Consider the following 15735-nt stretch of genomic DNA (forward strand, 5'->3'; position numbering starts at 1 on the left):
AGAAAAAGGGCACTATCTTACTTCACCCGCGCCATATAATATGCATCGACATATTCACCATTACGCAATGCGTACTTCTTACCAGTCCCTTCAATTTCAAAGCCGTATTTTTTATAGACCTTAATTGCCGGGGCGTTATCGACAAACACGGTTAGTTCAATGCGATCTACCCGCAACCAGTTGTCGCACATTTCAATCATCTCTCGCATCAGGGCGCTGGCGACGCCGCGGTTCTTCCAACGAGAGTCGACACAGATACCAAAATCGGCAACATGACTGCGGCGTGGGCGCTGTTGCACGTCAATGGTGAGATGGCCCACGACGTCTCCATCAATACAGGCGACGAGTTGCTTGATGCCGGGACGATCGGCGAGTCGCTCCTGCCACATATGATCGGAAGGATGAGGCACCTGTAGTGTGTTGCAATACACCTCCGGCTGGGCGTGAATCTGCCTGATGGCCTCGTAATCCCGTGTTTCTGCGTGGCGTATTACTATCTCACTCATTCCTTTGTCCTCTTTGGGGTAAATGTCCCTTTCAACATCATTGACTTTCAAATGCGAGTCAAATGCATTTTTTTGCAAAAAGTGTTGGACAAGTGCGAATGAGAATGATTATTATTGTCTCGCGATCAGGAAGACCCTCGCGGAGAACCTGAAAGCACGACATTGCTCACATTGCTTCCAGTATTACTTAGCCAGCCGGGTGCTGGCTTTTTTTTGATCTTTCGTTCTCAATTTATCCACGGGAGTGCTTGTGTTCGTTATGCGCACTCCAGTAGGAACCACGTCCGCTTTGCGCTAAGGTGTAAATAACCACCTTAAAAAGGACGAAATCATGGTCATCAACTGCGCCTTTATTGGCTTCGGCAAAAGCACCACCCGTTACCATCTGCCGTATGTACTTAACCGCAAGGATAGCTGGCATGTCGCGCATATTTTTCGTCGCCATGCGAAGCCGGAAGAACAGGCTCCCATTTATTCCCATATCCATTTCACCAGCGATCTCGACGAAGTACTAAACGATCCCGATGTTAAGCTGGTTGTTGTCTGCACCCACGCGGACAGCCATTTCGAGTACGCGAAACGCGCGCTGGAAGCCGGGAAAAATGTGCTGGTCGAAAAACCGTTCACCCCGACGCTTGCCCAGGCGAAGGAGCTGTTTGCGTTGGCGAAAAGCAAAGGGCTGACCGTCACGCCGTATCAGAATCGTCGCTTTGACTCCTGCTTCCTGACAGCGAAAAAAGCGATTGAAAGTGGCAAGTTGGGAGAGATTGTTGAAGTGGAAAGCCATTTTGACTATTACCGCCCGGTGGCAGAGACCAAACCTGGGCTGCCGCAGGATGGCGCGTTTTATGGCCTTGGTGTGCATACGATGGACCAGATTATTTCTCTGTTCGGTCGCCCGGATCACGTCGCTTATGACATCCGCAGCCTGCGTAATAAAGCCAATCCTGACGACACCTTTGAAGCGCAACTGTTTTATGGCGACCTGAAAGCCATCGTCAAAACCAGCCATCTGGTGAAAATCGATTATCCGAAATTTATCGTTCACGGTAAGAAAGGTTCGTTTATTAAATACGGTATCGACTAGCAGGAAACCAGCCTGCAGGCTAATATTATGCCGGGCGAACCGGGATTCGCAGCGGATGATTCGGTCGGTGTGCTGGAGTATGTCAATGACGAGGGCGTGACGGTCAGAGAAGAGATGAAGCCGGAGATGGGCGATTACGGGCGCGTTTATGATGCGTTGTATCAAACCATCACCCACGGTGCGCCAAATTACGTCAAGGAATCTGAAGTTCTTACGAATCTGGAAATCCTTGAACGCGGATTTGAGCAAGCCTCTCCCTCCACAGTAACTCTCGCTAAGTAAGTTTGATGGCCCCTCGAATAGTTCAATTTTTTTGAACAGAGGGGTCAATTTTCACCCTCTATCATCCCAGGCAGATCGGGTCCACACTAAGCCCATCGAAATCATTCATGGGGCGAATACAAATGATCTACTTACGCAAAGCAAATGAACGTGGTCATGCAAATCATGGCTGGCTGGACTCCTGGCATACTTTCTCTTTTGCCAACTATTACGATCCGAACTTTATGGGCTTTTCCGCGCTGCGCGTGATTAACGACGACGTGATTGAAGCAGGGCAGGGCTTCGGCACTCACCCGCATAAAGATATGGAAATTTTGACCTACGTGCTGGAAGGTACTGTTGAGCATCAGGACAGCATGGGCAATAAAGAGCAGGTTCCGGCGGGTGAGTTCCAGATTATGAGTGCGGGTACGGGTATTCGTCACTCAGAGTACAACCCAAGCAGCACCGAGCGTCTGCATCTGTATCAGATCTGGATCATGCCTGAAGAAAATGGCATTACGCCGCGTTATGAACAGCGTCGCTTCGATGCCGTGCAGGGCAAACAGCTGGTGCTCTCGCCGGATGCGCGAGATGGTTCGCTGAAAGTGCATCAGGATATGGAACTGTATCGTTGGGCGTTGCTGAAAGATGAGCAGTCGGTGCATCAGATTGCCGCTGAACGCCGCGTCTGGATCCAGGTGGTGAAAGGCAATGTCACCATTAACGGCGTGAAAGCCTCGACCAGCGATGGTCTGGCAATCTGGGATGAGCAGGCAATCTCCATCCATGCGGATAGCGACAGCGAAGTGTTACTGTTCGATCTGCCGCCGGTTTAAAACTCAACGGCATCTTTGAAGCCTGCCTTTTTGCAGGCTTCCTCGCTCGCTCCGGTCGCGTGCTGATGCACGCTTCCGGGGTTTTGCCGCGTCGTTAGCACAATGCGATGCAATTGATTTAGTGTATATCTAATAATTGTAAACAAGCACTGTTTTCCCCGGGAAGGTTCTGATGCGTCCGTGTTAAACTAAGAGAATCTATCTCTTTTGTACCTTCAGGACGATGAAAAAGAAAAGACCCGTACTTCAGGATGTGGCTGACCGTGTAGGCGTGACCAAAATGACGGTCAGCCGCTTTTTGCGTAACCCGGAGCAGGTTTCCGTCGCTCTACGCGGCAAGATTGCCGCCGCTCTTGATGAACTGGGCTATATTCCCAATCGTGCGCCCGATATCCTCTCTAACGCTACCAGCCGGGCGATTGGCGTCCTGTTACCTTCTCTCACCAACCAGGTTTTCGCGGAAGTATTACGCGGAATCGAAAGCGTCACCGACGCGCACGGTTATCAGACGATGCTGGCGCACTACGGCTATAAACCGGAAATGGAGCAAGAACGTCTCGAATCCATGCTGTCCTGGAATATCGACGGCCTGATCCTCACCGAACGTACCCACACGCCGCGCACCTTAAAGATGATTGAAGTGGCGGGGATCCCGGTGGTGGAGTTGATGGACAGCCAGTCGCCGTGCCTCGATATCGCCGTCGGTTTTGATAACTTTGAAGCGGCACGCCAGATGACTACCGCCATTATTGCGCGCGGGCATCGCCACATTGCCTATCTCGGCGCACGTCTCGACGAACGTACTATCATCAAACAGAAGGGATACGAACAGGCGATGCTGGATGCAGGCCTGGTGCCGTATAGCGTGATGGTTGAGCAATCTTCTTCTTACTCTTCCGGTATTGAACTGATTCGCCAGGCGCGGCGGGAATATCCGCAGCTGGATGGCGTGTTCTGTACTAATGATGATCTGGCGGTCGGCGCGGCGTTTGAATGTCAGCGTCTGGGGTTAAAAGTTCCTGACGATATGGCGATTGCCGGTTTCCACGGTCATGACATTGGTCAGGTGATGGAGCCACGACTGGCGAGCGTGCTGACGCCGCGTGAGCGGATGGGCAGTATTGGCGCTGAACGCCTGCTGGCGCGTATTCGTGGCGAATCTGTGACACCGAAAATGTTAGATTTAGGTTTCACCTTGTCACCGGGCGGATCTATTTAAGCCCACAAATTTGAAGTAGCTCACACTTATACACTTAAGGCACGGATGGATATTGCTTCTGATATTGTCCGGCCGGACAATGTTACCGATAACAGTTACCCGTAACATTTTTAATTCTTGTATTGTGGGGGCACCACTTTGAGCACGACTAACCATGATCACCACATTTACGTCTTGATGGGCGTCTCAGGCAGCGGCAAATCTGCGGTCGCCAGTGAAGTGGCGCATCAACTTCATGCCGCGTTTCTTGATGGCGATTTCCTCCATCCACGGCGCAATATCGAAAAAATGGCGTCTGGCGAACCGCTGAATGACGACGATCGCAAACCGTGGTTGCAGGCGCTGAACGACGCCGCGTTTGCTATGCAGCGCACTAATAAAGTGTCACTGATCGTCTGTTCTGCATTGAAAAAACACTATCGCGACTTGCTGCGTGAAGGTAATCCGAATCTCTCTTTCATCTACCTGAAAGGCGATTTTGACGTGATTGAAAGCCGCCTGAAAGCGCGCAAAGGCCATTTCTTTAAAACCCAAATGTTGGTGACGCAGTTTGAAACGCTGCAGGAGCCGGGTGCGGACGAAACTGATGTACTGGTGGTGGATATCGATCAACCGCTGGAAGGTGTTGTGGCAAGCACCATTGAGGTTATTAAAAAAGGCAAATAAGTAGTGACTACATTAACGCTTGTTTTAACAGCAGTAGGGTCTGTTTTACTGCTGCTGTTTTTAGTCATGAAGGCGCGTATGCACGCTTTCCTGGCTTTGATGGTGGTGTCCATGGGGGCTGGCCTTTTTTCCGGTATGCCGCTCGATAAAATCGCAGCGACGATGGAAAAAGGGATGGGAGGCACCCTCGGCTTCCTGGCGGTGGTTGTCGCCCTGGGAGCTATGTTTGGCAAGATCTTACATGAAACCGGCGCAGTCGATCAGATTGCCGTCAAAATGCTTAAATCCTTCGGTCACAGCCGCGCGCATTATGCCATCGGCCTTGCGGGGCTGGTCTGTGCGCTACCGCTGTTCTTTGAAGTGGCGATTGTTCTGCTGATTAGCGTTGCTTTCTCAATGGCGCGCCACACCGGTACGAACCTGGTGAAGCTGGTAATCCCATTATTCGCAGGCGTGGCGGCAGCGGCGGCGTTCCTGGTGCCAGGGCCAGCGCCAATGCTGCTGGCATCGCAGATGAACGCCGATTTTGGCTGGATGATCCTGATTGGCCTGTGTGCGGCAATTCCGGGAATGATTATTGCCGGGCCGCTGTGGGGTAATTTCATCAGCCGCTACGTGGAGTTGCATATTCCTGACGACATCAGCGAACCGCATCTCGGCGAAGGCAAAATGCCATCTTTCGGATTCAGCCTGTCGCTGATCCTGTTGCCGCTGGTGCTGGTGGGGCTGAAAACCATTGCCGCGCGTTTTGTGCCAGAAGGCTCTACCGCTTACGAATGGTTCGAGTTTATTGGTCATCCGTTTACCGCGATTCTGGTTGCTTGTCTGGTAGCGATTTATGGCCTGGCAATGCGTCAGGGCATGCCAAAAGACAAAGTGATGGAGATTTGCGGTCACGCGCTGCAACCGGCGGGGATCATTCTGCTGGTGATTGGTGCAGGCGGCGTGTTCAAACAGGTGCTGGTTGACTCTGGCGTAGGTCCGGCACTGGGCGAAGCGTTAACCGGCATGGGCCTGCCGATTGCTATCACCTGCTTCGTGCTGGCAGCTGCAGTGCGCATCATTCAGGGTTCTGCCACCGTAGCCTGTTTAACGGCGGTAGGACTGGTGATGCCGGTTATTGAACAACTGAACTACTCCGGTGCGCAAATGGCGGCGCTGTCGATTTGTATCGCTGGTGGTTCGATTGTTGTCAGCCACGTTAACGACGCCGGTTTCTGGTTGTTCGGTAAATTTACCGGCGCGACCGAAGCCGAAACGCTGAAAACCTGGACCATGATGGAAACCATCCTCGGCACTGTCGGTGCCATCGTTGGGATGATTGCGTTCCAGCTGTTGAGTTAATTACTGCGACAAATTACTGCGAGCTTGCTCGCAGTAATTCATTTCTCTTATCTCCTCTCTTCATCTTTTTGATCCCTCTCGCAAATTTACCTGCTAATAATCCGTTCTAATCACTGCCTAAAGATCGCAGGAGATAAAGATGGAAAAGCACGCAGCTGAATTGCTTTTACAGCGGATGTTAGGAAATACCACCGCTACTTTCAGGGAAGGGCAATGGGAAGCCATAGACGCGGTGGTGAACCAACGACGAAAACTGCTGGTTGTCCAACGCACTGGCTGGGGGAAAAGTGCCGTGTACTTCATCGCCAGTAAAATCTTCCGCGATCGCGGTGCTGGCCCGACAATTATCATCTCTCCTTTGCTTGCCCTGATGCGTAACCAGGTTGCCGCCGCTGAACGGTTAGGTATTACGGCTGAAACGTTGAATTCTACAAACAGGGAAGAATGGCAGCGTATTAGCGATAAGTTGCTGCAAGGTGAGGTCGATTGCTTGCTGGTTTCCCCGGAACGTTTGGCAAACCAAGACTTTATCGAAACGGTTTTATATCCTATAGCCGATCGTATTGGCTTGCTTGTGGTCGACGAGGCGCACTGCATCTCTGATTGGGGCCACGATTTTCGCCCGGATTACCGACGTATATTAGATATTTTGCGCCAACTGCCTGCGAATACCCCAGTTCTGGGTACAACCGCGACAGCGAATAACCGTGTCGTTGAGGATATCCGTCAGCAATTGGGTGACATTGTGATTCAGCGTGGAACGCTGGCTCGCGAAAGTTTGGCGCTTGATGCCTTAGTCTTAGGTGAACAGTCATCCCGTCTGGCATGGTTAGCAACGGTTATCCCTCAGTTTTCCAAATCGGGAATTGTTTATACCCTGACTACTCGCGATGCCGACCTTGTCGCCGAGTGGTTAAGGACAAATGGTATCAGTGCATTTGCTTACTACAGCGGCGTGACTTGTGAAGGCGCGGAAGATTCTAATACTGCCAGGGAATATCTGGAGCAGGCGTTGCTGGCAAATAAAATTAAAGTTCTGGTCGCGACGACGGCGCTGGGAATGGGCTTTGACAAACCGGATTTGGGGTTTGTTATTCATTACCAGATGCCGGGGTCTATTGTCGGTTACTACCAACAGGTAGGGCGTGCCGGGCGTGCTATAGATTCCGCTGTTGGCATATTGCTTTGTGGTGGTGAAGACCGCGCTATTCATAAATTCTTCCGTGAAAGCGCCTTTCCTGCGGAGGCGCAAATTCATGAAATACTCAACGTACTTAGCGAGAATGACGGTCTTACCCTACGAGGCATTGAACAACGGACGAATCTCCGTTATGGGCAAATAGAAAAAGCACTGAAATTATTGGTAGCTGAAAATCCATCGCCTGTGGTGTATACCGAGAAATTATGGCGCAGAACTATCGTCAGTTTCTCTCCTGACCATGAACGAATTAACCATTTGATGAATCAGAGAAAAAATGAGCTGGCAGATGTTGAAAGCTATATCACGACCAAGGAGTGCAAAATGCAATTTCTGCGCCGCGCACTCGATGAGCCAAGTGCCGAACGTTGTGGTAAATGTAGCAGTTGTCTTCAGCATCCGTTGTTGTCGCCCGATATTGATAGCGGCTTACTCCATGCGGCAAATTTATTTATTAAACACGCTGACCTGCCATTAAATCTCAATAAACAGGTAGCATCTGGAGCTTTTACGCAATACGGATTTAAAGGGAACTTGCCTGCGGGTTTACAAGGATCTACGGGGCGAGTCCTTTCTCGTTGGGGAGATTCCGGATGGGGAAAGCAGGTAGCACAGGAGAAAAAAACGGGGCGATTCAGTGATGAGCTGGTGGAGGCATGTGCGGAAATGGTTCGCCAACGCTGGAATCCGCATCCTGAACCAACCTGGGTATGCTGCGTTCCTTCATTAAGGCACCTCGACCTGGTTCCTGATTTTGCCCGGCGACTGGCGGCGAAACTTGGCTTACCTTTTATTGATGCCATTGAAAAAGTCGTGGACAATCCACCGCAGAAAATGCAGCAAAACCGTTTTCACCAGTGTCAAAATCTCGACGGGGCGTTTGTGATTACCCCTCCTTTGATGCCAGGTCCGGCGTTGCTGGTTGACGATATCGTGGATTCTGCATGGACGCTGACAGTTCTGACAGCACTGTTACGCCAGGCAGGTTGCCCGACGGTTTATCCTCTTGCCCTTGCTTCTACCTCGGTAAAAAATTGATGAATCTTTCAGCCAATGCACAAGCGACTCTCCTGCTAACCAGCGATTTTTCTCGCGCGGCGGCGAGTGAGCATAAACCTCTTAGTAATAGTGAATGGGGGAAGTTTGCATTATGGCTGAAGCACCAACGTATCAGTCCCGCCGAGCTTCTGGTGCCGCAACCGCAAGAGAAACTTACAGGCTGGAGCGATCCGCGTATTTCTCAGGAGCGTATTCTTGGCTTGCTGGCGCGCGGTCATAGTCTGGCGTTGGCGGTAGATAAGTGGCAACGCGCCGGTTTATGGATCATAACCCGAGGAGATGCTGATTATCCCGTTCGCTTGAAAAACCGATTGCGAACGGATGCACCTCCCGTTTTATTTGGCTGCGGGAATAAAGCATTACTGCAAGCGGAAGGTATGGCGATTGTTGGCTCGCGAGATGCTCCGACTGACGATTTGCGCTATACCCAACAACTGGCCGCGAAACTGGCCCAACAGGGGATTTGCGTTATCTCTGGTGGTGCGCGAGGTATTGATGAATGTGCAATGGCGTCGGCACTGGAGGCCGGGGGAACTGCCGTTGGCGTATTAGCTGATAGCTTGTTAAAAACGAGTACGTTAGTGAAATGGCGTGAAGGGCTTATAGCAGGCAACCTGGTGTTGATTTCGCCGTTTTACCCAGAGGTGCGTTTCACCGTCGGCAATGCGATGGCGCGAAATAAATATATTTATTGCCTTGCTGAAAGCGCAATGGTTGTACGTGCGGGAATGACCGGTGGAACGATAACCGGGGCGATAGAGGCATTAAAACATCAGTGGCTGCCTGTGCAGGTTAAACCAAATCAGGATATGCAATCAGCCAATTCACGATTAGTAGAAAATGGGGCGTCATGGAGTGCTGAACAGGCTGAGAATGTGCCGATCAGACTGTCAGACGTTCCTGGGCTGATGTATGACAGAGCACTCCGTAACGCTCAACCAGAACTGTTTTCGCTGCATGAAAATGACGCAAATTACGCAGTAATGCCCGCGCATACGCCTGTCGATTTTTATCAACTCTTTGTGGCGGAACTGGCGATCTTTGCAAAGGAATCGATAAGTATTGAAAGGCTGTCGTCTTGTACTGGTTTAACCATCGAACAAATTAGTGTGTGGCTGAACCGCGCAGAAGAAGAGGGAAGGGTTATCCGATTGGGCGAAGGTCATTATCAGTTCAGGTAATAAAACAGGTGCCGCGTCTGGTTGTGTGCAGCACCTGTTTGAACCTTACCCCTTCATCCACATTCTAATGCCGTCGAGGAACATCTGGGTTGCCATCATCACCAGAATCAATCCCATCAGGCGTTCAAGTGCGTTCACCCCTTTCTCGCCCAGCAGACGTAAAAATAGCGAAGACTGTAGCAGGATGACAAAGGTGCCGCCCCAGGCCAGCAGCAGAGCAATCACCAGATGTCCCATCTGATTTGGGTACTGGTGAGACAGCAACATCAGCGTGGCGAGAATAGTCGGCCCGGCGACTAACGGAATTGCCAACGGCACGATAAATGGCTCTTCACCTGCCGGAAGCCCGCTGCTATTTCCTGAAGCGCTGGGGAAAATCATCTTAATGGCGATTAGAAACAGAATGATGCCGCCAGAAATGGAGACGGTTTCTGCTCGCAGGCTGAGAAATGCCAGAATTTTCTCACCCGCAAACAGGAACACCAGCATCACCAGGAGAGCAATAAGCAACTCTCGCACCATGATTGCCCGCCGTCTTTTCGGTTCAGTATGTTTCAGTACGGACATGAAAATAGGTAGGTTTCCGAGCGGATCCATAATCAGGATCAATAAAACTGCTGCAGAAATGATTTCATTCATAACTCAAATTCCCTGATAATTGCCGCGGACTTTCTGCGTGCTAACAAAGCAGGATAAGTCGCATTACTGATGGCTTCGCTATCATTGATTAATTTCACTTGCGACTTTGGCTGCTTTTTGTATGGTGAAAGATGTGCCAAGAGGAGACCGGCACATTTATACAGCACACATCTTTGCAGGAAAAAAACGCTTATGAAAAATGTTGGTTTTATCGGCTGGCGCGGTATGGTCGGCTCCGTTCTCATGCAACGCATGGTTGAAGAGCGCGACTTCGACGCCATTCGCCCTGTCTTCTTTTCTACTTCTCAGCTTGGCCAGGCTGCGCCGTCTTTTGGCGGAACCACTGGCACACTTCAGGATGCCTTTGATCTGGAGGCGCTAAAGGCCCTCGATATCATTGTGACCTGTCAGGGCGGCGATTATACCAACGAAATCTATCCAAAGCTTCGTGAAAGCGGATGGCAAGGTTACTGGATTGACGCAGCATCGTCTCTGCGCATGAAAGATGACGCCATCATCATTCTTGACCCCGTCAATCAGGACGTCATTACCGACGGATTAAATAATGGCATCAGGACTTTTGTTGGCGGTAACTGTACCGTAAGCCTGATGTTGATGTCGTTGGGTGGTTTATTCGCCAATGATCTTGTTGATTGGGTGTCCGTTGCAACCTACCAGGCCGCTTCCGGCGGTGGTGCGCGACATATGCGTGAGTTATTAACCCAGATGGGCCATCTGTATGGCCATGTGGCAGATGAACTCGCGACCCCGTCCTCTGCTATTCTCGATATCGAACGCAAAGTCACAACCTTAACCCGTAGCGGTGAGCTGCCGGTGGATAACTTTGGCGTGCCGCTGGCGGGTAGCCTGATTCCGTGGATCGACAAACAGCTCGATAACGGTCAGAGCCGCGAAGAGTGGAAAGGGCAGGCGGAAACCAACAAGATCCTCAACACATCTTCCGTAATTCCGGTAGATGGTTTATGTGTGCGTGTCGGGGCATTGCGCTGCCACAGCCAGGCATTCACTATTAAATTGAAAAAAGATGTGTCTATTCCGACCGTGGAAGAACTGCTGGCTGCGCACAATCCGTGGGCGAAAGTCGTTCCGAACGATCGGGAAATCACTATGCGTGAGCTAACCCCAGCTGCCGTTACCGGCACGCTGACCACGCCGGTAGGCCGCCTGCGTAAGCTGAATATGGGACCAGAGTTCCTGTCAGCCTTTACCGTGGGCGACCAGCTGCTGTGGGGGGCCGCGGAGCCGCTGCGTCGGATGCTTCGTCAACTGGCGTAATCTTTATTCATTAAATCTGGGGCGCGATGCCGCCCCTGTTAGTGCGTAATACAGGAGTAAGCGCAGATGTTTCATGATTTACCGGGAGTTAAATAGAGCATTGGCTATTCTTTAAGGGTGGCTGAATACATGAGTATTCACAGCCTTACCTGAAGTGAGGACGACGCAGAGAGGATGCACAGAGTGCTGCGCCGTTCAGGTCAAAAAAATGTCACAACCAGAAGTCAAAAATCCAATTGGATGGGGTGACACAATAAAACAGGAAGACAAGCATGTCCGATCGTATCGATAGAGACGTGATTAACGCGCTAATTGCAGGCCATTTTGCGGATCCTTTTTCCGTACTGGGAATGCATAAAACCACCGCGGGACTGGAAGTCCGTGCCCTTTTACCCGACGCTACCGATGTGTGGGTGATTGAACCGAAAACCGGGCGCAAACTCGCAAAACTGGAGTGTCTCGACTCACGGGGATTCTTTAGCGGCGTCATTCCGCGACGTAAGAATTTTTTCCGCTATCAGTTGGCTGTTGTCTGGCATGGTCAGCAAAACCTGATTGATGATCCTTACCGTTTTGGTCCGCTAATCCAGGAAATGGATGCCTGGCTATTATCTGAAGGTACTCACCTGCGCCCGTATGAAACCTTAGGCGCGCATGCAGATACTATGGATGGCGTCACAGGTACGCGTTTCTCTGTCTGGGCTCCAAACGCCCGTCGGGTCTCGGTGGTTGGGCAATTTAACTACTGGGACGGTCGCCGTCACCCGATGCGCCTGCGTAAAGAGAGCGGCATCTGGGAACTGTTTATCCCTGGGGCGCATAACGGTCAGCTCTATAAATACGAGATGATTGATGCCAATGGCAACTTGCGTCTGAAGTCCGACCCTTATGCCTTCGAAGCGCAAATGCGCCCGGAAACCGCGTCTCTTATTTGCGGGCTGCCGGAAAAGGTTGTACAGACTGAAGAGCGCAAAAAAGCGAATCAGTTTGATGCGCCAATCTCTATTTATGAAGTTCACCTGGGTTCCTGGCGTCGCCACACCGACAACAATTTCTGGTTGAGCTACCGCGAGCTGGCCGATCAACTGGTGCCTTATGCTAAATGGATGGGCTTTACCCACCTCGAACTACTGCCCATTAACGAGCATCCCTTCGATGGCAGTTGGGGTTATCAGCCAACCGGCCTGTATGCACCAACCCGCCGTTTTGGTACTCGCGACGACTTCCGTTATTTCATTGATGCCGCACACGCAGCTGGTCTGAACGTGATTCTCGACTGGGTGCCAGGCCACTTCCCGACTGATGACTTTGCGCTTGCCGAATTTGATGGCACGAACTTGTATGAACACAGCGATCCGCGTGAAGGCTATCATCAGGACTGGAACACGCTGATCTACAACTATGGTCGCCGTGAAGTCAGTAACTTCCTCGTCGGTAACGCGCTTTACTGGATTGAACGTTTTGGTATTGATGCGCTGCGCGTCGATGCGGTGGCGTCAATGATTTATCGCGACTACAGCCGTAAAGAGGGGGAGTGGATCCCGAACGAATTTGGCGGGCGCGAGAATCTTGAAGCGATTGAATTCTTGCGTAATACCAACCGTATTCTTGGTGAGCAGGTTTCCGGTGCGGTGACAATGGCTGAGGAGTCTACCGATTTCCCTGGCGTTTCTCGTCCGCAGGATATGGGCGGTCTGGGCTTCTGGTACAAGTGGAACCTCGGCTGGATGCATGACACCCTGGACTACATGAAGCTCGACCCGGTTTATCGTCAGTATCATCACGATAAACTGACCTTCGGGATTCTCTACAACTACACTGAAAACTTCGTCCTGCCGTTGTCGCATGATGAAGTGGTCCACGGTAAAAAATCGATTCTCGACCGCATGCCGGGCGACGCATGGCAGAAATTCGCGAACCTGCGCGCCTACTATGGCTGGATGTGGGCATTCCCGGGCAAGAAACTACTGTTCATGGGTAACGAATTTGCCCAGGGCCGCGAGTGGAACCATGACGCCAGCCTCGACTGGCATCTGTTGGAAGGCGGCGATAACTGGCACCACGGTGTCCAGCGTCTGGTGCGCGATCTGAACCTCACCTACCGCCACCATAAAGCAATGCATGAACTGGATTTTGACCCGTACGGCTTTGAATGGCTGGTGGTGGATGACAAAGAACGCTCGGTGCTGATCTTTGTGCGTCGCGATAAAGAGGGTAACGAAATCATCGTTGCCAGTAACTTTACGCCGGTACCGCGTCATGATTATCGCTTCGGCATAAACCAGCCGGGCAAATGGCGTGAAATCCTCAATACCGATTCCATGCACTATCACGGCAGTAATGCAGGCAATGGCGGCACGGTACACAGCGATGAGATTGCCAGCCACGGTCGTCAGCATTCACTAAGCCTGACGCTACCACCGCTGGCCACTATCTGGCTGGTTCGGGAGGCAGAATGACACAACTCGCCATTGGCAAACCCGCTCCCCTCGGCGCGCATTACGACGGTCAGGGCGTCAACTTCACACTTTTCTCCGCTCATGCCGAGCGGGTAGAACTGTGTGTCTTTGACGCCAATGGCCAGGAACATCGCTATGACTTGCCAGGGCACAGTGGCGACATTTGGCACGGTTATCTGCCGGATGCGCGCCCGGGTTTGCGTTATGGTTATCGCGTTCATGGCCCCTGGCAACCCGCCGAGGGGCATCGCTTTAACCCGGCGAAGTTGTTGATTGATCCTTGCGCGCGGCAAATTGACGGGGAGTTTAAAGATAACCCGCTGCTGCACGCCGGTCATAATGAACCTGACTATCGCGACAACGCCGCCATTGCGCCGAAATGCGTAGTGGTGGTTGATCACTATGACTGGGAAGATGATGCCCCGCCGCGCACGCCGTGGGGCAGCACCATCATTTATGAAGCCCATGTCAAAGGATTAACGTACTTGCACCCGGAGATCCCGGTCGAGATCCGTGGCACTTATAAAGCCCTCGGGCATCCGGTGATGATCAACTATTTGAAACAATTGGGCATTACCGCGCTGGAACTGCTGCCAGTGGCGCAGTTTGCCAGTGAACCACGTCTGCAACGCATGGGGCTAAGTAACTACTGGGGTTACAACCCGGTGGCGATGTTTGCGCTGCATCCGGCGTATGCCTGCTCGCCAGAAACGGCGCTGGATGAGTTTCGCGATGCAATCAAAGCACTGCATAAAGCGGGTATCGAAGTCATTCTTGATATCGTGCTCAACCATAGTGCGGAACTGGACCTCGACGGCCCGTTATTCTCGCTGCGTGGGATCGATAACCGTAGCTATTATTGGATAAGAGAAGACGGCGATTATCACAACTGGACCGGTTGCGGCAACACGCTCAATTTGAGTCATCCGGCGGTGGTGGATTATGCCAGCGCCTGCCTGCGTTATTGGGTAGAAACCTGCCACGTCGATGGTTTCCGCTTTGATCTGGCGGCAGTCATGGGCCGTACGCCAGAGTTCCGTCAGGATGCGCCGTTGTTTACCGCTATCCAGAACTGCCCGGTGCTCTCGCAGGTGAAGTTAATTGCTGAACCGTGGGATATCGCTCCTGGTGGTTATCAGGTGGGAAATTTCCCGCCGCTGTTTGCCGAGTGGAACGATCATTTCCGCGATGCTGCCCGTCGTTTCTGGCTACATTATGATTTGCCTCTGGGGGCGTTTGCCGGGCGTTTTGCTGCCTCCAGCGATGTTTTTAAACGTAATGGTCGTCTGCCGAGTGCCGCGATTAATCTCGTCACCGCGCATGACGGTTTTACGCTTCGCGACTGCGTTTGCTTCAACCATAAACACAATGAAGCAAACGGAGAAGAAAATCGCGACGGGACCAACAACAATTACAGTAACAATCATGGTAAAGAAGGGTTAGGCGGTTCTCTTGACCTGGTTGAACGGCGGCGCGACAGCATTCACGCCCTGTTAACAACGTTGTTGCTCTCCCAGGGTACGCCGATGTTACTGGCCGGTGACGAACATGGTCACAGCCAGCATGGCAATAACAATGCCTACTGTCAGGATAACCAATTAACCTGGTTGGACTGGTCGCAGGCAAGCAGTGGTTTAACCGCATTTACCGCCGCGTTAATCCATCTGCGCAAGCGCATTCCCGCTTTGGTGGAGAATCGCTGGTGGGAAGAAGGCGACGGCAATGTCCGTTGGCTAAATCGATATGCTCAACCTTTAAGCACGGATGAGTGGCAAAACGGGCCGAAACAGCTGCAAATTCTGCTCTCGGATCGCTTTTTGATCGCAATTAACGCCACGCTTGAGGTAACAGCGATTGTTTTACCTGCTGGGGAGTGGCACGCCATTCCCCCATTCGCTGGAGAGGATAACCCAGTGATTACGGCTGTCTGGCAGGGACCTGCACACGGATTGTGTGTGTTCCAGAGATGATAAAAAAGGAG

11 protein-coding genes and 1 pseudogene are annotated in these 15735 nt (G+C 51.7%); 10 read left to right on the forward strand and 2 right to left on the reverse strand.

Annotated elements, in window-relative coordinates:
• Positions 1–17 precede the first annotated feature (17 nt).
• Positions 18–506 carry an N-acetyltransferase gene (gene yhhY, locus HGD79_RS17395; protein ID WP_001295206.1) on the reverse strand — a complete coding sequence of 163 codons (489 nt, stop codon included), beginning with the start codon at positions 504–506 and terminating at the stop codon, positions 18–20.
• A gap of 331 nt (positions 507–837) precedes the next feature.
• Here yhhY and HGD79_RS17400 point away from each other — a divergent pair.
• From HGD79_RS17400 to HGD79_RS17430, 7 genes and pseudogenes are all read left to right on the forward strand, one after another.
• A pseudogene (locus tag HGD79_RS17400) lies at positions 838–1875 on the forward strand (oxidoreductase).
• Between the two features lie 122 nt (positions 1876–1997).
• Positions 1998–2693 (forward strand): quercetin 2,3-dioxygenase, encoded by a 696-nt coding sequence (gene yhhW / locus HGD79_RS17405; RefSeq protein WP_000639811.1) that lies wholly within the window; start codon positions 1998–2000, stop codon positions 2691–2693.
• Between the two features lie 223 nt (positions 2694–2916).
• On the forward strand, positions 2917–3912 hold the full coding sequence (gntR, locus tag HGD79_RS17410) for a gluconate operon transcriptional repressor GntR (RefSeq protein WP_000730263.1): 996 nt from the start codon (positions 2917–2919) through the stop codon (positions 3910–3912).
• 138 nt (positions 3913–4050) lie between these two features.
• Entirely contained in the window at positions 4051–4578 is a 528-nt protein-coding gene (gene gntK, locus HGD79_RS17415) for a gluconokinase (protein ID WP_000108330.1), read from the forward strand.
• 3 nt (positions 4579–4581) lie between these two features.
• Positions 4582–5922 carry a gluconate transporter gene (gene gntU / locus HGD79_RS17420; RefSeq protein WP_000210111.1) on the forward strand — a complete coding sequence of 447 codons (1341 nt, stop codon included), beginning with the start codon at positions 4582–4584 and terminating at the stop codon, positions 5920–5922.
• Positions 5923–6061: 139 nt separating this feature from the next.
• Positions 6062–8158 carry a RecQ family ATP-dependent DNA helicase gene (locus HGD79_RS17425; protein ID WP_000410810.1) on the forward strand — a complete coding sequence of 699 codons (2097 nt, stop codon included), beginning with the start codon at positions 6062–6064 and terminating at the stop codon, positions 8156–8158.
• A complete protein-coding gene (locus HGD79_RS17430) occupies positions 8065–9360 on the forward strand; it encodes a DNA-processing protein DprA (protein ID WP_001399745.1) in 1296 nt (431 codons plus the stop codon). Before HGD79_RS17425 ends, HGD79_RS17430 begins: the two co-directional genes overlap by 94 nt.
• 45 nt (positions 9361–9405) lie before the next feature.
• On the opposite strand, the gene yhgN is transcribed toward HGD79_RS17430, so the two are convergent.
• Positions 9406–9999: an NAAT family transporter YhgN gene (gene yhgN / locus HGD79_RS17435; RefSeq protein WP_001002544.1), complete on the reverse strand. Its 594-nt coding sequence runs from the start codon at positions 9997–9999 to the stop codon at positions 9406–9408.
• A gap of 192 nt (positions 10000–10191) precedes the next feature.
• Between yhgN and asd the strand changes: the two genes are divergently transcribed.
• The 3 genes from asd (at position 10192) to glgX (ending at position 15724) form a co-directional block, all read left to right on the forward strand.
• Entirely contained in the window at positions 10192–11295 is a 1104-nt protein-coding gene (asd, locus tag HGD79_RS17440) for an aspartate-semialdehyde dehydrogenase (protein WP_000799956.1), read from the forward strand.
• Between the two features lie 272 nt (positions 11296–11567).
• Positions 11568–13754 (forward strand): 1,4-alpha-glucan branching enzyme, encoded by a 2187-nt coding sequence (glgB, locus tag HGD79_RS17445; RefSeq protein ID WP_001283723.1) that lies wholly within the window; start codon positions 11568–11570, stop codon positions 13752–13754.
• The gene (gene glgX / locus HGD79_RS17450) at positions 13751–15724 is read left to right on the forward strand and encodes a glycogen debranching protein GlgX (RefSeq protein ID WP_168848457.1); all 1974 of its coding nucleotides are present in this window, start codon (positions 13751–13753) and stop codon (positions 15722–15724) included. Before glgB ends, glgX begins: the two co-directional genes overlap by 4 nt.
• The last annotated feature ends 11 nt before the right edge of the window (positions 15725–15735 follow it).

This window comes from Escherichia sp. SCLE84 (assembly GCF_012584495.1).
Lineage (GTDB): Bacteria > Pseudomonadota > Gammaproteobacteria > Enterobacterales > Enterobacteriaceae > ECMA0423.